Below are 20798 nucleotides of genomic sequence, written 5' to 3'. Positions count from 1 at the left end.
TGTGAGCTGCGAGCTGCAAGTAGAAGCACAGCGTTCACCTGCTTTTTTCTTGCAGCTCGTAGCTTGAGGCTTGTAGCTGTTTTACTGCGATTTCCGGACCCGTAGGTACCATTCGGAAAGAAGCCGTACCTGTTTGTCGGTGTAGCCGCGTTCGACCATTCGAGTGACGAAGTCGTTGTGCTTTTGCTGATCCTCTTTGCTGGCCTTGGCGTTGAAACTGATGACTGGCAGCAGATCTTCGGTGTTCGAGAACATTTTCTTCTCGATGACCACCCGCAGTTTTTCGTAGCTGAGCCAGGTCGGGTTCTTGCCGTTGTTGTTGGCCCGGGCGCGCAGGACGAAGTTGACGATTTCGTTGCGGAAATCCTTCGGATTGCTGATGCCGGCCGGTTTTTCGATTTTTTCCAGTTCCTCGTTGAGGGCCACGCGGTTGAGGATCTCGCCGGTTTCCGGATCGCGGTATTCCTGATCCTGAATCCAGAAGTCCGCATACAGCACGTAACGGTCGAAAATGTTCTGGCCGTACTCGCTGTAAGACTCGAGGTACGCGGTCTGGATCTCTTTGCCGATGAACTCGATATAACGCGGTGCCAGGTACTCTTTCAGGTAGCGCAGATAGCGCTCACGGGTTTCAGCCTGGAATTGTTCCTGTTCGATCTGTTGCTCAAGTACATAGAGCAGGTGCACCGGGTTGGCGGCGATTTCATGCGGATCGAAGTTGAACACCTTGGACAGGATCTTGAACGCAAAGCGGGTCGATAGACCATTCATGCCTTCGTCGACACCTGCCGAGTCGCGGTATTCCTGAATCGACTTGGCCTTTGGATCGGTGTCCTTGAGGTTTTCGCCGTCGTAGACGCGCATTTTCGAATAGATGTTGGAGTTTTCCGGCTCCTTGAGGCGTGACAGCACAGTGAACTGCGCGAGCATTTTCAAGGTGTCCGGCGCGCAATGCGCCTTGGCCAGGGAGCTGTTGAACAGCAGCTTGTCGTAGATCTTCACTTCGTCGCTGACGCGCAGGCAGTACGGCACTTTGACGATGTAGATCCGGTCGATGAAGGCTTCGTTGTTCTTGTTGTTGCGGAAGGTGTGCCACTCCGATTCGTTGGAGTGAGCAAGCAGGATCCCGGTGAACGGAATCGCGCCGAGGCCTTCGGTACTGTTGTAGTTACCTTCCTGAGTGGCGGTCAGCAACGGGTGCAGCACCTTGATCGGTGCCTTGAACATTTCGACGAATTCCATCAGGCCCTGGTTGGCCCGGCACAGCGCACCGGAGTAGCTGTAAGCATCGGCGTCGTTCTGTGGATATTCCTCGAGTTTGCGGATGTCGACTTTACCGACCAGCGCGGAAATGTCCTGGTTGTTCTCGTCGCCCGGTTCGGTCTTCGCCACGGCGATCTGGTTGAGGATCGACGGGTACAGCTTGACCACGCGGAACTGGCTGATGTCGCCGCCGAACTCGGCCAGGCGTTTGGTCGCCCACGGCGACATGATGGTGTTCAGGTAGCGCCGTGGAATACCGAAGTCTTCCTCCAGGATCGCGCCATCTTCGGTGGCGTTGAACAGACCCAGTGGCGATTCGAATACCGGCGAGCCTTTGATTGCGTAGAAGGGCACTTTTTCAATCAGTTGTTTCAGCTTCTCGGCCAGGGACGATTTACCGCCACCGACGGGGCCGAGCAGATAGAGGATTTGTTTCTTCTCTTCCAGGCCTTGGGCGGCATGGCGGAAATACGAGACGATCTGGTCGATGCATTCTTCCATCCCGTGGAAGTCTTCAAAGGCCGGATAGCGACGGATCACCTTGTTGGAGAAGATGCGTGACAGCCTCGAATTGGTCGAGGTGTCGAGCAGCTCCGGCTCACCGATGGCCAGTAATAGACGCTCGGCGGCGGAAACGTAAGCGCTGCGGTCCTTCTTGCACAGCTCCAGGTACTCTTGCAGCGAGAGTTCTTCCTGGCGTGTGGACTCAAAGCGTTGTTGGAAGTGGCTAAAGATACTCATGACGTCACCTCGCTCGATACGTGGAGCCGACGCCGGATCACTCAGTCGATGCTGGCAAGCAGCCGCAGTAGCAGCTGATTGTTTACCCCCCAGAACACTTTCACGACCGACAATCGTGAAAGTCACTCCCGATGACCCGTGCGCCGGTGTACCGGCTCTCCCCTGTTTTGGATGGCCTGCGCTTAAGGATAGTTGGGAATTCGGCAGGTAAAGGCGAGATACGTAATTAGTTGTGGCAGGACCGTTCGTCTGCCCGCGCAGGCCCACGGCAGCCGGGGCCTGCGCGTGACAAAAAAATTATTCGGCGCTGCCTTGGGCAGTTTCCGCAGGATAAGTCGTACGCCACAACTCGAAGCCGCCATCCATGCTGTAGACGTCGGAGAAACCCTGGCTGATCAGGTAGGCCGCAGCACCCTGGCTGGAATTACCGTGGTAGCAGACGACGACGGTCGGTGCGTCAAGGTCGGCGCCTTGAATGAAAGCGTGCAGAGAATGATTGTCCAGATGCCTGGAGCCGCTGATGTGCAGGGCGGCGAAAGTCGCAGGATCACGGACATCGACGACAACGGCGCCTTGTTCACGCAGGGCCTGGGCCTGTTCCGGGGGGATTCGTTTGAATTCGCTCATGGCGGGTTCCTGTTGCTCGGCTGAAAGCGCAGTCTAACGCGGTGCGCTGACTGGCGAAGTTTCGGGGATAAGTGGTGCGACGGTCGGGGCGAGGCCGCCGTGATCATCGCATTTGCAGGACAGGCGTTCACCGCTGTCGACGTTCATCAGGGTCAGGCTGCCGCCCCAGACACAACCGGTGTCCAGCGCCGAGATGCCTGGCTCATGGATATTGCCTTCGAGTGCCGCCCAGTGACCGAAAATGATCCGCAGGCCTTTAGTCTTGCGGTCCCGGTGCTGGAACCACGGTTTATAGCCGGGCGGGGCAGTGTCGAGGCCTTCCTTGCTCTTGAGGTCGAGCTTGCCTTCGGCGGTGCAGAAGCGCATGCGCGTGAAATAGTTGGTGATGACCCGCAGGCGAGTGACGCCTTTAAGGTCGTTGTCCCATTTCGCCGGATCGTTGCCGTACATGCCGTCGAGGTAGGCGGGGAACAGATTGTCATCACGCAGGGCGGCTTCGACTTCGCTGGCGCACTTCAATGCGCGACTCAGCGACCATTGCGGTGGAATGCCGGCGTGAACCATGGCGACATCGCGTGTCTCGTCGTAATGCATCAGCTTTTGCTGGCGAATCCATTCAAGGAGTTCTGCGCAGTCCGGCGCTTCGAGAATCTCGCGCAGGGTGTCGCTTTTCTTCAGGCGCTCGATGTTTTTTGCAGCCGCCAGCAGATGCAGATCGTGATTGCCGAGCACGCAGACCAGCGACTCACGCATGCCATAGAGAAAACGCAGGGTTTCCAGTGATTGCGGGCCTCGGTTGACCAGATCACCCACCAGCCATAGCCGATCGAGTTTCGTGTCGAACGCGACTTGCTTGAGCAGGCACTTGAGCGGTTCGAGGCAGCCTTGCAGGTCGCCGACGGCATACGTTGCCATCAGTGCAAGGCTCCGGGCACCGCCAGACGGAAAGGTTTGATGATGGCGTCGAAATGTTTGCCGTCCGTGGCGACCATTTCGTAGGTGCCCTGCATGGTGCCGACCTTGGTGGTCATCACCGTGCCGCTGCTGTAGGTATGACTCTGGCCAGCGTCGATCAACGGTTGCTGACCCACCACGCCTGCGCCACGAACTTCTTCGACATGGCCGTCGCCATCGGTGATCACCCAATGTCGCGACATCAGACGTGCGGGCTGCTCGCCATTGTTCTGCACGGTGATGGTGTACGCGAAGGCGAAGCGGTCGTGCTCGGGTTGCGATTGGTCTGCCAGATAGTGGGTAACGACGCTGACATCGACCTGGTAACGGGAATCGGACATGCAAAGGGCCTTAACGAAGCGGAACGCGGGGCGTAGCTGATGAGAGATCAGTCTAGGCAAGTATCGGGCAGTAAACCAGAGTGGCGTCCTGCCCGATAGCGTTCATCGCTTGTCAGTCGGCGGCGGGGGAGGCCGGGACTTGTACGGCGAGCTGGTCGGCGAGGCGCACAAACGCCGCCAGATCCAGCTGCTCAGGGCGCAAGCTGCCATCGACGCCGGCGGCTTCGATCTCGGCATTGCTGAGCAATTGCTTGAGGGTGTTGCGCAAGGTCTTGCGACGCTGGTTGAACGCTTCGCGGACGACGCGCTCCAGCAGACGATGATCCTTGGCCGGGTGCGGCAATACCGCGTGCGGCACCAGACGGACGATCGCCGAGTCGACTTTCGGCGGCGGGTTGAACGCGCCCGGGCCAACGTTGAACAGGTGCTCTACACGGCAGTGGTACTGAACCATGATCGACAGACGACCCCAGTCACCGCCACCAGGGCCTGCGGCCAGACGCTCAACCACTTCTTTCTGCAGCATGAAGTGCATGTCGCGAATGATGCCGGCGTTGTTCAGCAGGTGAAAAATCAGCGGCGTCGAGATGTTGTACGGCAGGTTGCCGACCACGCGCAGGCTGTTCGGCGCGGCATTCAGGGTGTTGAAGTCGAACTTCAGTGCGTCGCCCTGATGCAGGTTGAAGTTGCTCTTGCCGGCAAACTGCTGGTTGAGGATCGGGATCAGGTCCTTGTCCAGTTCCACCACGTCGAGTTGCGCGCCGGAGTTAAGCAGGCCGGCGGTCAATGCGCCCTGGCCCGGACCGATTTCCAGCAGGCGGTCTGCAGGCTTGGCGCTGATGGAGCGCAGGATGCGGTCGATAACGCCGGCATCGTGCAGGAAGTTCTGGCCAAAGCGTTTGCGCGCCTTGTGTTGGTATTGCTCGGTCATAAACGGGTCTCGGCCATCTGGTAGGCGGTTTCCAGGGCGACTTGCAGGCTGCCGGTGTCGATCTTGCCGCTACCGGCCAGATCCAGGGCCGTGCCGTGATCGACCGACGTGCGGATGATCGGCAGACCCAGGGTCACGTTGACGGCAGCGCCGAAGCCTTTGTACTTGAGCACAGGCAAACCCTGATCGTGGTACATCGCCAGCACTGCGTCGCAGTGCTCCAGATATTTGGGGGTAAACAGAGTGTCGGCAGGCAGCGGGCCACGAAGGTCCATGCCCTCGCCGCGCAGGCGCTCTAATGTCGGTTCAATGATGTCGATTTCTTCATGGCCCAGGTGTCCGCCTTCACCGGCGTGCGGGTTGAGCCCGCAGACCAGGATGCGTGGCTGGGCGATGCCGAATTTGTGTTGCAGGTCGCTGTGCAGAATCCGCGTCACGCGCTCCAGCCGTTCTGGTGTGATCGCGTCGGCAATCTCGCGCAGGGGCAGGTGAGTGGTGACCAGCGCCACGCGCAAACCACGCGTGGCGAGCATCATCACCACTTGGGCGGTATGAGTCAGGTCTGCGAGGAATTCCGTGTGCCCGGAAAAAGCGATCCCCGATTCGTTAATCACACCCTTGTGCACTGGGGCGGTGATCATTGCGGCGAAGTCGCCGTTGAGGCAACCGTTACCGGCGCGGGTCAGGGTTTCGAGGACGAACGCGGCGTTGGCCTTGTCCAGTTGCCCGGCAACCACGGGGGCGCTCAGCGGCGTATCCCAGACGTACAGGCTGTTGGCGGGCGCCGGAGCGTCCGGCCAGTGATCCGGCCCGACGTCCAGCAAGTTGACAGCCAGCCCCAGCTGCACGGCCCGCTCTTTGAGCAGGTCGCGGCTGGTGATGGCAATCAGGGGATGTGGCTGGGCTTGCGAGGCGAGCAGCAGGCACAGGTCGGGACCGATGCCGGCTGGTTCGCCGGGTGTCAGCGCGAAACGCCGGGGTTTCACTGCGCTGCCTGGTCTGCACCAGGGAGTTTGATCTCTACGTACGCTTCGTCACGGATCTGACGCAGCCAGGTTTGCAGCTCTTCGTCGTATTTGCGGTTACGCAGTACGGTCATGGCTTGCTGCTCACGGGCCTGTTCGGTGCTGTCGGTGGCGCGACGGCCAAGGACTTCCAGAACGTGCCAGCCGTATTGGGTCTGGAACGGCTTGGACAGCTGACCTTGTGGGGTCTTGGCCATCACTTCGCGGAATTCCGGAACCAGTGCGTTCGGGTCGATCCAGTTCAGGTCGCCGCCATTGAGCGCGGAACCCGGATCTTCGGAGTAGCTTTTGGCCAGAGTGGCGAAATCTTCACCGGCCAGAATGCGCTCGTACAAGGATTGAACCAGCGCCTTGGTCTTCGCTTCGTCGCGAATCGGGCTCGGCTTGACCAGAATATGGCGTACATGCACTTCATCGCGCATCTGCGCTTCGCCACCCCGTTTTGCCAGCAGCTTGAGGATGATGAAGCCACCCGGTGTGCGTGCAGGTTGAGTGATGTCGCCGACGGCCATGCTGCTCAGCTCGCGGTCGAATGGCGGTGGCAGTTGTGCTGCTTTACGCCAGCCCATGTCGCCGCCTTCCAGCGCGTTGTCGCTGCCGGACTTGGCAACGGCCATCTGGCCGAAGTCAGCGCCTTGCTTGAGCTGCTGGTAAACCTCCATGGCCTGACGGGCAGCGCTCTGAATGGCGTCAGAGTTGGCGCTTTCCGGCGTCGGGATCAGGATGTTGGCCAAGTGCAGTTCTTCGGACAGTTGCATTTTGCCCAGGTCGGAGGCGAGGAAGTTCTTCACTTCCTGCTCGGAGACCTGAATGCGTTCTGCCACACGACGCTGACGCACACGACTGATGATCATCTCGCGCTTGATCTGATCACGGGCGTCGTCATAGTTCAGACCGTCGTGAGCCAGGGCGGCACGGAACTGCTCAACCGTCATGTTGTTGCGCTGGGCAATGGTGCCGACTGCCTGGTTGAGCTCTTCGTCGGTGATGCGGATGCCCGAGCGTTCGCCGATCTGCAGTTGCAGGTTTTCGACGATCAGGCGTTCGAGCACCTGTTGATCCAGTACGCCGGGAGGCGGCAGGCCGCCGCCACGCTTGGCGATGGTCTGCTGAACTTCGTGGACGCGCTGGTCCAGTTGACTCTGCATGACCACGTCGTTGTCGACGATCGCTACCACTTTGTCGATGGATTGAACTGCGGCGTTAGCCGCAGTACCCAGGAACAGCGCGCCCAGCATCAGCGGGCGCAGACAATCAGAAAGCTTGGTCTTCACGTTCACGATAACCTTGAATGCCTTTGTCGAGGAAGCTCTCTACCTTGGCGCCGGTGAGGCCGCCGAGTCCCTTCAGAACAATTTGGAGGAAGACGCCATGGTCGCCTTTTTCGTTTTGCGGAGCTTCCTGGCTGAACTCGTCATAGGAAACCCAGTAACGGTTGATCAGGCGCAGTTTCCAGCAGCAGTTGTCGTACTCGAAACCACCGAAGGCTTCCAGGGTACGGTTACGGTTGTAGTCATACTGCCAGCGGCTGATCGCGTTCCACTGCGGAACGATCGGCCAGATGACCGAGAAGTCATGCTGCTGGATCTTGTAGTAGTCCTTCACGTAGCCAGGCTGACCAGGAGTGCCGTAGTCACCACCGCCCACGGTCCATTTACCGGTGTTCTGGTCATAACGAACCTGGTCATTGCGATAGCGATAACCGGCGTTGATGACCTTGTTCGGGTTGTCTTCAGGCTGGTAGTGGAACATCGCACTGCCGGAACGCGGGCTACGGCTGTCCGGATCCCAGTTGTAGTCGGCCGTGGTGCGCCAGTCGCGGTTCCAGCGGTATTCGTATTCCAGGGCGTATGGCGATACTTTGGATTTCGCATCGTCCCGGGTTTTTGGATCAATGCCTGGCAGCTGTACTTCACGATTTTTGAAATACACGGCCTGACCAACGCTGATGCGTTGACGTTCGAAACCGTCGTCTTCGATCCAGCGGCTGGTCACGCCCAGCGACAGCTTGTTCTCGTCGCCGACACGGTCGGCACCGGAAAAGCGGTTGTCGCGGAACAGCGAGGCGTAGTTGAAGGTGTATTCGCTGGTGTCGAATACAGGGATGTCTTCCTGATTTTCTTCAGGCACATAGAGGTAGAACAGTCGCGGTTCCAGTGTCTGGCGATAGTTCTTGCCGAAGAAGGACGTATTGCGGTCGAAATACAGACCACTGTCGATGCTCGCGATAGGTACGCCGCGGTTCTGGTTGCTACCGAACTTGCCACCGATGTACTCGGTACCTGCCGCATTGGCGGCATTTTGCTGAGCAACGATCTGCGACTTGCCGGTACCGTCCAGGTCCAGTTGGTACTGGGTGTACTGATACTTGAGCGATGGCTTCAGGAAGCCGTAGGTCCAGTTCATTGGCAGACTGACACCAGGCTTCAGGTTCAGACGGTCGCCGTTAGCGCGGGCCAAGCCTTGAACGTTGTTGTCCAGTCTCGGCTCAGTCGTAATGCCGTCTTCCTGAGTGAAAGTGCCGGTTTTCAGATCACGATCAAACCGAACAAGCTCGGTCTCGTAATCGAAGTTCAGACCTTCCGGGTGGTACGGCAGTTGACCATTGAAGGTGATCTGCGGCAGACGACCATACGGGGTGATGTTGGAAACGGTCGCCAACTGGTACTGCTGAGCATTCAGGCGTGCGGTGTAGCTGTCGCCACGGTAAGTGATCGCGCCCTGCTGGTTGACGAAGTCGCTGCTTTTCACACCAATCTGATCAGTCTGCAGATCCTGGAAGTAATACGGATCGCTGATCTTGGTGTAATCGACTTCGGTGAGCACGCGGGAGTCGAGACCGCCCTTGTGCTGCCAGTTGTACATGTAGCGGGTTTTTTCGTAGTCGGTCTGCTTGCTGCGCTCGGTATCGTCATCATTCAGATACGCGGCACCAAACTGACCTTCGCTCGACTTGGTCAGGTAGCGGAATTCGCCTTCCACCAACATGCCACGCTTGCTCATGTAGCGCGGGTACAACGTGGCGTCGTAGTTCGGCGCCAGGTTGAAGTAGTACGGCGTAACCAGCATGAAGCCGGTATCGCTGCCGCTGCCGATGGTCGGCGGCAGGAAACCCGACTGGCGACGGTCGTCGATCGGGAAATAGATGTACGGCGTGTACAGAATCGGAATGTCTTTGACGCGCAACGTCACGTTGGTCGCGGTACCGAAACCGGTGGCCGGGTTCAAGGTGATGTTGTTGCCCTTGAGCTGCCAGGCATTGCTGTTCGGTTCGCACGTGGTGTACGTGCCGTCCTTCAGGCGAATGATCGCGTTTTCTGCGCGCTTGGCGTAGAGCGCGTTACCGCGGATACGCGATTTGTGCATCACGTATTCGGCGTTGTCGACCTTGGCTTCACCGGTGTCGAGTTGCACGTCGGCGTGGTCGCCAACGATCAGCGCACCGTTGTCGCGGATGCGCACATCGCCGTTGAGCTCGGCGCGGCTCTCGGCCTGATACAGGCTGGCCTCGTCGGATTCAACCTGCATGCTGCCCTGACGCAGGACGACATCGCCGGCCAGCGTACCGACTTGATCATCGGTGTTATAGCGCGAGGCTTTTGCGCCGATAAAGGTCGGTGCATCGCTTTTATTCGTCTTGTCATTCATGCCAGGACGAATCGGTTCGATATAGGCACCAGAGCAGTAAGGCCCGGTCTCGGCCAATTGGGCGGCGGTGAGCTTCTCGCGCGGAACCCAGTCGAGGTGACTGAAGTCTTCGCTACGGGATTTCAGACCGCGGCCCTTGGCTTCGGTGACCAGCGCCGTTTTAGGCGCTGTGTCGGCAACCGCACCGTTCTCGGTCGCGGCTTCGCCGGTAGCGCTGACGGCACTGCCGTCATGCACTGGGCGCGGCGGCAACGCAGCAGCGGTTGATTTGGGCGCACAGGCCCAACCACCCGAAGCCGAGACGGAGCAGTCATACTGCTCGGCGGCAACAACGAATTGACTGGCCAGAGGTTGCATAGCCAGCAGACTGCCGGTTACCAACAACGGAAATTTTTTACGAAACGCGGGGGATTTCAATGCCATCTTATTAGTCCGGGCTTCCTGCGTGCCATCTGCCCGCGGTGTGGGCCGCACGCCTCTCGATGGTCTGAAAAAGATGCTGGATAATAAAGCATGACCCGCTTGACGGCTAGCGCCGTCGGAGACCCTTGCAATGCCTGACCAAGATGTACGCTTGCAACACCTGAAAGTTTGGCTCGATGAGCAGTTGGCAATCCTGTTTGCAGATCAGGGCTGGGGCGCCGTGCCCCCGGCCACGTTGACCGCGGCCAGCAGCGACGCGAGTTTCCGCCGTTACTTCCGCTGGGAAGGCGCGGGTCGCACCTTCGTCGTGATGGACGCGCCGCCACCCCGGGAAAACTGCAAACCGTTCGTGGATATCGCCTTTTTACTGGAGAAATCCGGAATAAATGTGCCGAAAATTTATGCCGAAGACCTCGAACGTGGATTTCTTTTGCTCAATGACCTGGGTAACAAGACCTATCTCGACGTGATCGATGGCGAAAATGCCGACGCTTTGTTCAAAGATGCCTTGCAAGCGCTGCTCGCTTTTCAGCAGTTGCCGATGGTCGCGCCGCTGCCGAGTTACGACGTTGCCTTGCTGCGTCGTGAGCTGGAACTGTTTCCTGAGTGGTACGTGAAACATGAACTCGGCGTCGAGTTCGATTCGACTCAGCAACAACAATGGCAACAGATCAGCAATCTGCTGATCGACAGCGCACTCGCCCAGCCGAAAGTCCTGGTGCACCGCGACTACATGCCGCGCAACCTGATGCTCAGCGAGCCGAACCCCGGCGTGCTGGACTTCCAGGATGCGGTCTACGGCCCGGTGACCTACGACGTGACCTGCCTGTTCAAGGACGCCTTTCTCAGCTGGCCTGAAGAACGTGTGCGCGGCTGGCTGGAAAGCTACTGGCAGCAAGCCTCGGCACTGAACATCCCGGTGCAGCCGGACTTCGAAGACTTCCTGCGTGCCAGCGACCTGATGGGCGTACAGCGCCACCTGAAAGTCATCGGCATCTTCGCGCGCATTTGTCATCGCGATGGCAAGCCGCGTTATCTGGCCGACGTACCGCGTTTCTTCTCTTATATAGAGGCGGTGATTGCGCGTCGTCCTGAATTGGCAGAACTGCAAGCGCTGTTCACCAGCCTGCGGGGTGGAGCAACAGCATGAAGGCAATGATTCTGGCGGCAGGCAAAGGCGAGCGCATGCGCCCCCTGACCCTGACTACGCCGAAACCACTGGTGCGTGCCGGCGGTGTCCCGCTGATCGAATATCACCTGCGTGCCTTGGCGGCCGCAGGGTTCAACGAGATCGTGATCAACCACGCCTGGCTCGGTCAGCAGATCGAAGATTACCTGGGCGACGGTGCGCAATTTGGCGTGCGCATTCAGTACTCGCCGGAAGGTGAGCCACTGGAAACCGGCGGCGGGATTTTCCGTGCGCTGCCACTGCTCGGCGATGATGCCTTTCTCGTTGTGAACGGTGATATCTGGACCGATTACGATTTCAGCGTGCTGCATCAGCCGATCAACGGGCTCGCGCATCTGGTACTGGCCGATAATCCCGCGCATCACCCGACTGGTGATTTCACTCTGATCGACGGGAAGGTGCACGACGGCCAACCGGACTCGCCGACCCTGACCTATAGCGGCATCGCCGTGCTGCATCCGCAGTTGTTCGATGGCTGCACGGACGGCGCTTTCAAACTAGCGCCGCTGCTGCGTAAAGCCATGGCAGACGGCGAAGTGACAGGCGAGCGTCTGAAAGGTCACTGGGTGGATGTCGGTACGCATGAGCGTCTGGCCGAAGCTGAAACCTTGATAGAAGCGAGTCGCTGACATGCTGTGGCCAGGGACTCTGATTGGAGCCGGAGCGGGTTTTGCGATCGCCAGCATTCCGGGGGCCATGCTTGGGGCATTGTTGGGGCAGGCGCTGGATCGGCGCCTGAACCTGCAAAGCTTTGGGCATTTGCGGGAAAAACTCGGCGGGCGGCCGATGTTGCGCAACGACGAATTGTTGTTTGTACTGCTCGGGCGCCTGGCCAAGAGTGACGGTCGGGTCACTGACGGGCATATCCAGCAGGCGCGTAACGAAATGCGTGCGCTGGAAATGAGCGAGCCGGCGACGCGTCGGGCGATTGCCGCGTTCAATCGCGGCAAGTCCGGCAGCGACAACCTGCGCGGTTATCTACGGCGCCTGAGTGCGCAGCCGCATGCCGCCGAAGGCGTGTTGCGCGCCTGTTGGCGGATGGTCTGGGCCGATGGTCGTGCGGGTGTCAGTGAGCGGGAATTGCTGGCTCAATGGGGCAAGTGGCTGGGGTGGACGACGCATCAGGTGCAGGCATTGGCCAGCGATTACGAACCAGGCAAGCGACCGATCGTCAGTGCCGCAGTGAGTTATCAGGAAGCGATGCGTTTATTGGGTGTGTCGGCGTCGAGTGAGCCGGCACAGATCAAGCGCGCCTATCGGCGCCTGCTCAGTCGTCATCATCCGGACAAGATTGCCGGTACGGGGGCGACGCCAGTGCAAGTGCGTGAAGCCACCGAAAAAACCCGTGAGCTGCACAATGCCTATACGTTGATTCGTGAGCGGCGGGATTTTCGTTAGGCGTTTTCAAGATCAGAAGATCGCAGCCTGCGGCAGCTCCTACATGGAATACGAACCCTGTAGGAGCTGCCGCAGGCTGCGATCTTTTGCTTTTGCTTCTATCAGTCCGTGTTCTGCGGATTCAACCAGCCACGCACCCGGCGGAACAACTGTTCCTGTTCAGCCTTGTTATCCGGCAGGGCCTTGAGCGCGACCTGGCTGAACGCCGAGGTCTTCAAGCGCTTGCTCGCCTGCATACGCTCCAGCGCCGCATTGCGATTCAGCGGCTTGTCCATATAGAAAATATCCGCCGTCGGCAGCTTCAGCGTTGGCGTCAGTTCGGCCAGTGGCGGCTTGGCCTTGCCTGGCATCTGCGCATCGACCATGACGAATTTTTCCACCTGCGCCGTTTGTTTTTCGCTCAGATAACGCGCAGCCCAATAAGCACCGGTGCCGTGCCCAAGCACGACAATGCTGCGTGCGCTCTGCTGCTCGGCGTAGGCAATCGCCGCGTCGATGCGCGCGAAGATGCGTTCGGCGTCAGCCCTGGATTGCTCTTCAGTGGTTTCGGCGACCACCTGATCCGCGACTTCTGCTTCACTGCCAGCGGCTTGCTCGATCGGCTGCGCGGTGGTGGAGTCCTTGCTGCCAGACTCCGGGGCTTTCGGCACAGCGGGTGCCTCGACCACGCGCGGTGCAATGGTGTCGCTTTGCAGGTCGGGCAGCGTGATACTCAGGCTGCTCCACTTTGCATCCGGCAGTTTGCGCCGCAATGGACCGATTGCCTGCGGCCAGTCGGCGGTTTCGCCGGCGCCGGGGATGATGATCACCGCGCCTTTGGGCTCGGCGGTGTTGGCCGGTTTCCACAGGGCGAGGAAGGTGTCGCTGCCGGCCTGCAACTGTTGTTGTTCTTGCGCCGGGACTTTACGTTCCAGTGCGGCGGCCTCTTCCTGACTACGCTCAAGCAGTGGCTGGCGTTCGGCCGGTTTTGCTTCGGCAGGTTTTTCCGCCGTGGCGGCGGGCGCCGGATCGGCGGCTTCGACGGAAAACGCACAAGGCAGGATCAGCGACAGGCACAATGCTGGCATTGCCAGGCGGTAGACAGAGGGCATCGGTTATTCCAGGCCAGAAAGTATCCCGGCAGCCTAATGGGTTGGTCAGAATTTGTCAGTGTATGAGACTTCAATGAAGCGATTTTGCTGCCTGTGGGTTATCGGCTGTTTGTGGGTTCCCTTGATGGGCTGGGCGGCGCCTGCGCCGCCGTCTCATCTCGCACAGTTGTCGGCGGACCAGCAGCAATGGCTGGCGCAACACAATGAATTGCGCGTTGGTCTGGTGTTGCAGGCGCCCTATGCACAATACGACCGGCGTTTGCAGCGGCTGTCCGGGGCCAACGTCGAACTGATGAAGTTGCTGGCCAAGGTGCTCAATGTCGAACTGAGCTGGCGTAACTTCCAGGATCTCGCACAATTGGAAGCCGCCGTGCGCGAGGGCGAGATCGATATTGCTCCGGGCCTGAGTCAAACCCCGAGTGCCCTGCGTCTGTGGCAGTTCTCCGATCCGTACATGCGCGTGCCGCAACTGGTGGTCAGCGATCAGAAGGCCAGTGGTGTGGTCGACCTGGAGAAGTTCGATAGTCAGGTTCGGGTTGCCGTACGCATGCCCAGCAGCACGGCCGATTACCTACGCGGCAACTACCCCCATCTGAATCTGCAAGGCGTGCCGCTGGAGCGTCAGGCGTTGCAGTTGCTGTTGAGTCAGCAGGCCGCCTACGCCGTGGTCGACGAGGCGCAGCTCGGGCGCCTGTCGGTAGAGCCTGAGTTCGCCGAGCTGGTGGTGGTCGGCGATATCGGCCTGCCGCAACTGCTGCGAGTCGGCTCGCGCCGCGATTGGCCAGAGTTGGCCGGCATCATTCAAAGTGCGCTGCGTGCCATCCCGGCCAAGGATCTGGAGCAGTTGCACAACCAATGGCTGCAACCGAAATATCCGCGACTCTCGGAGTCGCCGGGTTTCTGGCAGAACCTCAGTCTGTTGTTCGCGGTGATGCTGTTCAGTTGTGTCGCGATCGTGTTTTGGCAGCGCCGCCAACAGCACAGCCTCGAACAGCGACTGCTGGCTGCCCGGGAAGACATCGCCTTGCGCGCGGCCAACGAACAAGCGCTGCGGTTGACGCAGTTCTCCATCGACCAAAGCACCGTCGGCATCCTCTGGGTCAACTGGGACAGCCATGTGCGCTACGCCAATCGCGCGGCGGAAAACATGCTCGGGTATCCCTCGGGCGGATTGATCGAGCGCCCGCTGATCGACTTTGAACCCGGTCTGCACATGGATCGCTGGCTCAACCTGTGGAAACGCGCGCGGGCCAGCGAAGAAGGGCCGCTGAGTTTCGAAACCAGCTGCGTGCGCGCCGACGGCAGTGTGTTGCCAGCGGATGTGTCGCTGAGTTTTCTGCGTTTTCGCGACAGTGAATATTTGGTGGTTTACCTCACTGACGTGACCGAACGTCGCCGTGCACTGGCGGCGTTGCAGGAAAGCGAGGCGCGCTTGCAGGGCATTGCCGCCAACGTGCCGGGGCTGGTGTTCCGTCTGGAGCGCGCGCCGGTGACCGGACAGATCGACTTCGCCTATATCAGCGAAGGCAGCGAGAGCCTGGTCGGTTACGCGCCGGCCGCGATCGCCCATCGGGACATGGGCTTGCGTAGCCTGGTGCATCCGGATGACAAGGCCGATTATCACCGCACTCAGGATCAGGCGCTGGACACTGACAGCGACTGGTCGTGGCAGGGCCGGATCCTCACACGTCAGGGCGAGCAGCGCTGGGCCGAGATCAAGGCGATCACCCGGCAGCTGGAGGATGGCGCTTACGTTTGGGACGGCATTGTCTGGGACATCACCGAGAGCAAGCGTATCGAGCTCGAGCTGGCGGCGTCGCGCGAGCAACTGCGCGAACTGTCGGCGCACCTTGAGAGCGTGCGTGAAGAAGAGAAGGCGCGAATTGCCCGTGAGGTTCACGATGAACTGGGGCAGATGTTGACCGTGCTGAAGCTGGAAACATCGATGTGCGAACTGGCCTACGCGCAACTGGATCCCGGTCTGAACGAACGGCTGAACAGCATGAAACGCCTGATCGCTCAGTTATTCCAGTTGGTGCGCGACGTGGCCACGGCGCTGCGACCGCCGATTCTCGATGCCGGGATTGCGTCGGCGATCGAGTGGCAGGCGCGGCGATTTGAAGCGCGTACGCAGATTCCGTGTCTGGTGCAGGTGCCGGACAATCTGCCGGCGCTCAGTGATGCCAAGGCAATCGGTCTGTTTCGGATTTTGCAGGAGGCGCTGACGAACGTGATGCGGCATGCCCAGGCGCATACTGTGGAGCTGACGTTGGCGCTGGAGGGCGATGAATTGTGCCTGACGGTCAGTGATGATGGCGTAGGATTTGTGGCCGCTGCCGGTCGGCCGACTTCGTTTGGCCTGGTCGGCATGCGCGAGCGGGTGCTGATCATGGGCGGGCGGTTGGCGCTGGAGAGTGAGCCGGGGGAGGGCACCAGTCTGAATGTGTGGGTGCCGGTAAGTGAGGTTTGACATGTTGTGGTGTCTGGACTGACGCCTTCGCGAGCAAGCTCGCTCCCACAGGGATCTGTGTATGCCTGAATTCTGGAGAAGAACGTGATCCGTGTACTGGTAGCCGAAGACCACACCATCGTCCGCGAAGGCATCAAGCAATTGATCGGTCTGGCCAAGGACCTGCAAGTGGTGGGCGAGGCGAGCAATGGTGAGCAATTGCTCGAGACCCTGCGCAGCGTGCCTTGCGAAGTGGTCTTGCTCGACATCTCGATGCCCGGCGTCAACGGGCTTGAAGCGATTCCGCGTATCCGGGCGTTAAACAATCCGCCAGCGATTCTGGTGCTGTCCATGCATGACGAAGCGCAGATGGCTGCACGGGCGCTGAAGGTTGGCGCCGCGGGGTATGCGACCAAGGACAGCGATCCAGCGCTCTTGCTGACCGCCATTCGCAAAGTCGCGGCGGGTGGGCGTTACATCGATCCGGATCTGGCCGACCGCATGGTCTTCGAAGTCGGATTGACCGATGCACGCCCCCTGCATTCGTTGCTGTCCGAGCGCGAATTCTCGGTGTTCGAGCGTCTGGCCCAAGGCGCCAACGTTAACGACATCGCCCAGCAACTGGCCCTCAGTAGCAAGACCATCAGCACTCACAAGGCGCGGCTGATGCAGAAACTCAACATCACCTCGCTGGCCGAGCTGGTGAAGTACGCGATGGAACACAAACTCCTCTGATCAGACGCAACCCGTGTAGGAGCTGCCGAAGGCTGCGATCTTTTGATTTTGTTTTTAACGATCAACATCAAAAGATCGCAGCCTTCGGCAGCTCCTACAGGGATTTGTGTGGGCATATCTGTTAGCGACACACGCTTTTGCTTGTTCTTGCAGCTTGCAGCTCAACGCTCGCAACTGCCTTATCCATTAGCGCCATCCTTGTAGGGCAATCCCTACCCCCAACCTTCCATCCGGCTGAGGCGATTCTCTCCTGCGCCCCGATTTGCGCGCCTGTCAGCAGCCACTAGGCTTAACCCACAAGCAGTCATCAACAACAAAGGTGTGGGTATGAGCCAGGTCGATTCAAACGCAGGGGCCAGCGATGTGCTGGTCAGCTTTCGTGGAGTGCAGAAGAGCTACGACGGCGAGAACCTGATCGTCAAAGACCTCAACCTGGACATCCGCAAAGGCGAATTCCTCACCCTGCTCGGGCCGTCCGGTTCCGGCAAGACCACCAGCCTGATGATGCTCGCCGGTTTCGAAACACCGACCGCCGGCGAAATCCTCCTGGCCGGGCGCTCGATCAACAACGTGCCGCCGCACAAGCGCGACATCGGCATGGTGTTCCAGAACTACGCGTTGTTCCCGCACATGACCGTGGCGGAAAACCTCGCGTTCCCGCTGACGGTCCGTGGCCTGAACAAAAGCGACGTCAGCGATCGGGTAAAGAAAGTCCTCAGCATGGTTCAGCTCGACGCGTTCGCTTCCCGCTATCCAGCGCAATTGTCTGGTGGTCAGCAGCAACGTGTGGCGCTGGCTCGCGCGCTGGTGTTCGAACCGCAGCTGGTGCTGATGGACGAACCCCTCGGTGCCCTCGACAAACAACTGCGTGAACACATGCAGATGGAAATCAAACACCTGCACCAGCGCCTCGGCGTGACCGTGGTCTACGTGACCCACGATCAGGGTGAAGCGCTGACCATGTCCGATCGGGTCGCGGTGTTCCACCAGGGCGAAATCCAGCAGATCGCGCCGCCACGCACCCTTTACGAAGAACCGAAAAACACCTTCGTCGCCAACTTCATCGGTGAGAACAACCGTCTCAACGGCCGTTTGCTCAGCCAGAGCGGCGAGCGCTGCGTGGTCGAGTTGGGTCGTGGCGAAAAGGTCGAGGCGCTGGCGGTCAACGTCGGCCAGACCGGCGAACCGGTGACGTTGTCGATCCGTCCGGAGCGCGTCAGTCTCAACGGTTCGAGCGATCAATGCGTTAACCGCTTCTCAGGGAGGGTGGCGGAATTCATCTATCTGGGCGACCACGTCCGGGTGCGCCTGGAAGTCTGCGGCAAGACCGACTTCTTCGTGAAACAACCGATTGCCGAGCTCGATCCAGCGCTCGCGGTCGGTGACGTGGTACCGCTTGGCTGGCAGGTCGAGCACGTTCGCGCGCTTGATCCGCTGTTAGAGGCGAACTGATCGCCCCCCGTTGTACCAACACCAACCCTGCACGTGGAGAGAACAATAAATGTTGAGATCCCTGAAGTTCACCGCCCTGACCCTGGGCCTGATGGGTGCGGCCAGCGCAATGGCTGCTGGCCCGGATTTAACCGTGGTGTCGTTTGGCGGGGCGAACAAGGCGGCGCAAGTCAAAGCCTTCTATGCACCGTGGGAAGCGGCGGGCAACGGCAAAATCGTCGCCGGCGAATACAACGGCGAAATGGCCAAGGTCAAAGCCATGGTCGACACCAAGAGCGTGTCGTGGGATCTGGTCGAAGTTGAATCGCCGGAACTGTCCCGAGGCTGTGACGAAGACATGTTCGAACAACTCGACCCGGCGCTGTTCGGCAAGACTGAAGACTATGTCAAAGGCGCAATCCAGCCTTGCGGCGTGGGCTTCTTCGTCTGGTCGACCGTGTTGGCCTACAACGCCGACAAGCTGAAAACCGCACCAACAAGCTGGGCGGATTTCTGGGACACGAAGAAATTCCCGGGCAAGCGTGGCCTGCGCAAAGGCGCCAAGTACACCCTCGAATTCGCTTTGATGGCCGATGGCGTAGCGCCGAAAGACGTCTACAAAGAGCTGGCGAGCAAGGGTGGTCAGGATCGCGCGTTCAAGAAGCTTGATGAGTTGAAGCCGAACATCCAATGGTGGGAAGCCGGCGCACAACCGCCGCAATACCTCGCTTCCGGTGACGTGGTGATGAGCTCGGCCTACAACGGTCGTATCGCGGCGGTGCAGAAAGAATCCAACCTGAAAGTGGTGTGGAACGGCGGTATCTATGACTTCGACGCCTGGGCCATCCCGAAAGGTCTGGACGCCAAGCGCGCGGAAGCGGCGAAAAAATTCATCGCCTACTCGGTACAGCCGCAGCAGCAGAAGACCTACTCGGAAAACATCGCCTACGGCCCGGCCAACACCCAGGCGGTGCCGCTGCTGGCCAAGGATGTCCTGAAAGACATGCCGACCACCCCGGAAAACATCGCCAACCAGGTGCAGATCGACGTCAGCTTCTGGGCTGACAACGGTGAACAACTGGAACAGCGCTTCAACTCCTGGGCGGCGAAGTAATCCTTCGCCATGTAGGAGCTGCCGCAGGCTGCGATCTTTTGACTTTGCCTTTCAAGATCAAGAGATCGCAGCCTCGTTGCACTCGACAGCTCCTACAGAGGTGATGTGTTTCTTGTGTGTTGATGTAATGCGGCATCGCTGTGTGTGATGCCGCCCACCCAAAGATTTGCGGAGTACGTCATGGCCATCGCCGTTCCCCTGAACGAGGGCAACAGTCCCACCTTGAAGCAGAAGCTCAAGCACGCCGAGCGGGTCAACCGCTGGAAGGCGCAGGCGTTGATTGCGCCGCTGGTGCTGTTTCTGTTGCTGGTGTTTCTGGTGCCGATCGTGGCGCTGCTCTACAAAAGCGTCGGCAACCCCGAAGTGGTCGGCGGCATGCCGCGCACCGTGGCGGCCATCGCCAGTTGGGACGGCCGTGGCCTGCCCGCTGAACCGGTGTACAAAGCCGCCGGCGAAGATCTCGCCGAAGCGCGCAAAAACCAGACGCTGGGCGATCTGTCCAAGCGCTTGAACATGGAATTGGCCGGCTATCGCAGCCTGCTGACCAAAACCGCCCGGGCGCTGCCCTTCGCCAGCGAACCGGCCTCTTATAAAGAAGCCCTCGAAGGTCTCGACGAGCGTTGGGGCGATCCGGCTTACTGGCAAGCGGTCAAACGCAACACCAGCAGCATTACCCCGTATTACCTGCTGGCAGCGGTCGATCATCGCATCGACGACCTCGGCGAGATCGCCCCGGCCACCCCGGATCAAGCGATCTACCTCGACATCTTCGCCCGCACCTTCTGGATGGGCCTGATCATCACCGTGATCTGCCTGCTGCTGGCTTATCCACTGGCCTACCTGCTGGCCAATCTGCCATCGCGGCAAAGCAACCTGCTGATGATTCTGGTGCTGCTGCCGTTCTGGACCTCGATTCTGGTGCGGGTGGCGGCGTGGATCGTGCTGCTGCAATCGGGCGGATTGATCAACAGCGCGCTGCTGGCCATGGGCATCATCGATAAACCGCTGGAACTGGTGTTCAACCGTACTGGCGTGTACATCTCGATGGTGCACATCCTGTTGCCGTTCATGATCCTGCCGATCTACAGCGTGATGAAAGGCATCTCGCCGACCTACATGCGCGCGGCGATTTCCCTGGGCTGCCACCCGTTCGCCAGTTTCTGGCGGGTGTACTTCCCGCAGACTTACGCCGGTGTCGGCGCTGGCTGTCTGTTGGTGTTCATCCTCGCCATCGGCTACTACATCACCCCGGCGCTGCTCGGCAGCCCGAACGATCAAATGGTCAGCTATTTCGTCGCCTTCTACACCAACACCAGCATCAACTGGGGCATGGCCACCGCGCTGGGCGGGCTGTTGCTGCTGGCGACCGTGGTGCTTTATCTGATTTACAGCTGGCTGGTGGGCGCCAGTCGCCTGCGCCTGAGCTAAGGGGAATTGG

The 20798-nt window shown here is 59.7% G+C and carries 17 protein-coding genes; 8 read left to right on the top strand and 9 right to left on the bottom strand.

The genetic code is table 11. The features are described from left to right. Nucleotides 1-81 precede the first annotated feature (81 nt). The 8 genes from P3G59_RS26390 to P3G59_RS26355 form a co-directional block, all read right to left on the bottom strand. Complete coding sequence (locus P3G59_RS26390) at nucleotides 82-2004, bottom strand: PrkA family serine protein kinase (RefSeq protein ID WP_007910115.1); 1923 nt, start codon at nucleotides 2002-2004, stop codon at nucleotides 82-84. A gap of 297 nt (nucleotides 2005-2301) precedes the next feature. Beyond that, nucleotides 2302-2631, bottom strand: coding sequence for a thiosulfate sulfurtransferase GlpE (gene glpE, locus P3G59_RS26385; RefSeq protein ID WP_277759538.1), 330 nt, complete (start codon nucleotides 2629-2631; stop codon nucleotides 2302-2304). A 33-nt stretch (nucleotides 2632-2664) separates the two neighbouring features. Next, nucleotides 2665-3546, bottom strand: a complete 882-nt coding sequence (locus tag P3G59_RS26380) for a symmetrical bis(5'-nucleosyl)-tetraphosphatase (RefSeq protein WP_277759537.1) — start codon at nucleotides 3544-3546, stop codon at nucleotides 2665-2667. After that, nucleotides 3546-3926: a Co2+/Mg2+ efflux protein ApaG gene (gene apaG, locus P3G59_RS26375; protein ID WP_008085199.1), complete on the bottom strand. Its 381-nt coding sequence runs from the start codon at nucleotides 3924-3926 to the stop codon at nucleotides 3546-3548. The genes P3G59_RS26380 and apaG overlap by 1 nt, the downstream gene beginning before the upstream one ends. 112 nt (nucleotides 3927-4038) lie before the next feature. Beyond that, the gene (gene rsmA / locus P3G59_RS26370; RefSeq protein ID WP_277759536.1) at nucleotides 4039-4857 is read right to left on the bottom strand and encodes a 16S rRNA (adenine(1518)-N(6)/adenine(1519)-N(6))-dimethyltransferase RsmA; all 819 of its coding nucleotides are present in this window, start codon (nucleotides 4855-4857) and stop codon (nucleotides 4039-4041) included. Beyond that, entirely contained in the window at nucleotides 4854-5843 is a 990-nt protein-coding gene (gene pdxA, locus P3G59_RS26365) for a 4-hydroxythreonine-4-phosphate dehydrogenase PdxA (protein ID WP_277759535.1), read from the bottom strand. The genes rsmA and pdxA overlap by 4 nt, the downstream gene beginning before the upstream one ends. Then, nucleotides 5840-7162: a peptidylprolyl isomerase SurA gene (surA, locus tag P3G59_RS26360; protein WP_277759534.1), complete on the bottom strand. Its 1323-nt coding sequence runs from the start codon at nucleotides 7160-7162 to the stop codon at nucleotides 5840-5842. Before surA ends, pdxA begins: the two co-directional genes overlap by 4 nt. Next, nucleotides 7137-9953, bottom strand: a complete 2817-nt coding sequence (locus P3G59_RS26355) for an LPS-assembly protein LptD (protein WP_277759533.1) — start codon at nucleotides 9951-9953, stop codon at nucleotides 7137-7139. The genes surA and P3G59_RS26355 overlap by 26 nt, the downstream gene beginning before the upstream one ends. A gap of 130 nt (nucleotides 9954-10083) precedes the next feature. Here P3G59_RS26355 and P3G59_RS26350 point away from each other — a divergent pair, with 130 nt between their 5' ends. The 3 genes from P3G59_RS26350 to P3G59_RS26340 are packed head-to-tail and all read left to right on the top strand — an operon-like array spanning nucleotide 10084 to nucleotide 12540. Next, nucleotides 10084-11103, top strand: coding sequence for a phosphotransferase (locus tag P3G59_RS26350; RefSeq protein WP_277759532.1), 1020 nt, complete (start codon nucleotides 10084-10086; stop codon nucleotides 11101-11103). Then, entirely contained in the window at nucleotides 11100-11771 is a 672-nt protein-coding gene (gene murU, locus P3G59_RS26345; RefSeq protein WP_277759531.1) for an N-acetylmuramate alpha-1-phosphate uridylyltransferase MurU, read from the top strand. Before P3G59_RS26350 ends, murU begins: the two co-directional genes overlap by 4 nt. 1 nt (nucleotide 11772) lies before the next feature. Continuing rightward, nucleotides 11773-12540, top strand: coding sequence for a TerB family tellurite resistance protein (locus P3G59_RS26340; protein ID WP_277759530.1), 768 nt, complete (start codon nucleotides 11773-11775; stop codon nucleotides 12538-12540). A 101-nt stretch (nucleotides 12541-12641) separates the two neighbouring features. Here P3G59_RS26340 and P3G59_RS26335 read toward each other — a convergent pair whose 3' ends face one another. Beyond that, on the bottom strand, nucleotides 12642-13631 hold the full coding sequence (locus P3G59_RS26335) for an alpha/beta hydrolase family protein (protein WP_277759529.1): 990 nt from the start codon (nucleotides 13629-13631) through the stop codon (nucleotides 12642-12644). 73 nt (nucleotides 13632-13704) lie between these two features. Between P3G59_RS26335 and P3G59_RS26330 the strand changes: the two genes are divergently transcribed. From P3G59_RS26330 to P3G59_RS26310, 5 genes are all read left to right on the top strand, one after another. After that, nucleotides 13705-16101, top strand: a complete 2397-nt coding sequence (locus tag P3G59_RS26330; protein WP_277759528.1) for a sensor histidine kinase — start codon at nucleotides 13705-13707, stop codon at nucleotides 16099-16101. Between the two features lie 84 nt (nucleotides 16102-16185). Then, a complete protein-coding gene (locus tag P3G59_RS26325; protein WP_116028308.1) occupies nucleotides 16186-16815 on the top strand; it encodes a response regulator transcription factor in 630 nt (209 codons plus the stop codon). Nucleotides 16816-17142: 327 nt separating this feature from the next. After that, nucleotides 17143-18267 (top strand): ABC transporter ATP-binding protein, encoded by a 1125-nt coding sequence (locus P3G59_RS26320; RefSeq protein ID WP_201236584.1) that lies wholly within the window; start codon nucleotides 17143-17145, stop codon nucleotides 18265-18267. Nucleotides 18268-18316: 49 nt separating this feature from the next. Continuing rightward, nucleotides 18317-19360, top strand: a complete 1044-nt coding sequence (locus P3G59_RS26315) for an ABC transporter substrate-binding protein (protein WP_016983607.1) — start codon at nucleotides 18317-18319, stop codon at nucleotides 19358-19360. A gap of 180 nt (nucleotides 19361-19540) precedes the next feature. Beyond that, a complete protein-coding gene (locus P3G59_RS26310; RefSeq protein ID WP_277759527.1) occupies nucleotides 19541-20788 on the top strand; it encodes an ABC transporter permease in 1248 nt (415 codons plus the stop codon). Nucleotides 20789-20798 lie beyond the last annotated feature (10 nt).

It is taken from the genome of Pseudomonas sp. A34-9 (assembly GCF_029543085.1).
Taxonomy (GTDB): domain Bacteria; phylum Pseudomonadota; class Gammaproteobacteria; order Pseudomonadales; family Pseudomonadaceae; genus Aquipseudomonas.
Note: the sequence above shows the minus strand (reverse complement) of the source record. Positions and strands in the feature narration are given on the sequence as shown.

What these genes read in the sequence shown, in the direction of transcription:
- P3G59_RS26390 (WP_007910115.1), bottom strand. Translation starts at nt 2,004, where the DNA reads ATGAGTATCTTTAGCCACTTCCAACAACGCTTTGAGTCCACACGCCAG.
- rsmA (WP_277759536.1), bottom strand. Translation starts at nt 4,857, where the DNA reads ATGACCGAGCAATACCAACACAAGGCGCGCAAACGCTTTGGCCAGAAC.
- murU (WP_277759531.1), top strand. Translation starts at nt 11,100, where the DNA reads ATGAAGGCAATGATTCTGGCGGCAGGCAAAGGCGAGCGCATGCGCCCC.
- glpE (WP_277759538.1), bottom strand. Translation starts at nt 2,631, where the DNA reads ATGAGCGAATTCAAACGAATCCCCCCGGAACAGGCCCAGGCCCTGCGT.
- P3G59_RS26380 (WP_277759537.1), bottom strand. Translation starts at nt 3,546, where the DNA reads ATGGCAACGTATGCCGTCGGCGACCTGCAAGGCTGCCTCGAACCGCTC.
- P3G59_RS26315 (WP_016983607.1), top strand. Translation starts at nt 18,317, where the DNA reads ATGTTGAGATCCCTGAAGTTCACCGCCCTGACCCTGGGCCTGATGGGT.
- apaG (WP_008085199.1), bottom strand. Translation starts at nt 3,926, where the DNA reads ATGTCCGATTCCCGTTACCAGGTCGATGTCAGCGTCGTTACCCACTAT.
- P3G59_RS26335 (WP_277759529.1), bottom strand. Translation starts at nt 13,631, where the DNA reads ATGCCCTCTGTCTACCGCCTGGCAATGCCAGCATTGTGCCTGTCGCTG.
- P3G59_RS26330 (WP_277759528.1), top strand. Translation starts at nt 13,705, where the DNA reads ATGAAGCGATTTTGCTGCCTGTGGGTTATCGGCTGTTTGTGGGTTCCC.
- P3G59_RS26320 (WP_201236584.1), top strand. Translation starts at nt 17,143, where the DNA reads ATGAGCCAGGTCGATTCAAACGCAGGGGCCAGCGATGTGCTGGTCAGC.
- P3G59_RS26355 (WP_277759533.1), bottom strand. Translation starts at nt 9,953, where the DNA reads ATGGCATTGAAATCCCCCGCGTTTCGTAAAAAATTTCCGTTGTTGGTA.
- P3G59_RS26350 (WP_277759532.1), top strand. Translation starts at nt 10,084, where the DNA reads ATGCCTGACCAAGATGTACGCTTGCAACACCTGAAAGTTTGGCTCGAT.
- P3G59_RS26310 (WP_277759527.1), top strand. Translation starts at nt 19,541, where the DNA reads ATGGCCATCGCCGTTCCCCTGAACGAGGGCAACAGTCCCACCTTGAAG.
- P3G59_RS26340 (WP_277759530.1), top strand. Translation starts at nt 11,773, where the DNA reads ATGCTGTGGCCAGGGACTCTGATTGGAGCCGGAGCGGGTTTTGCGATC.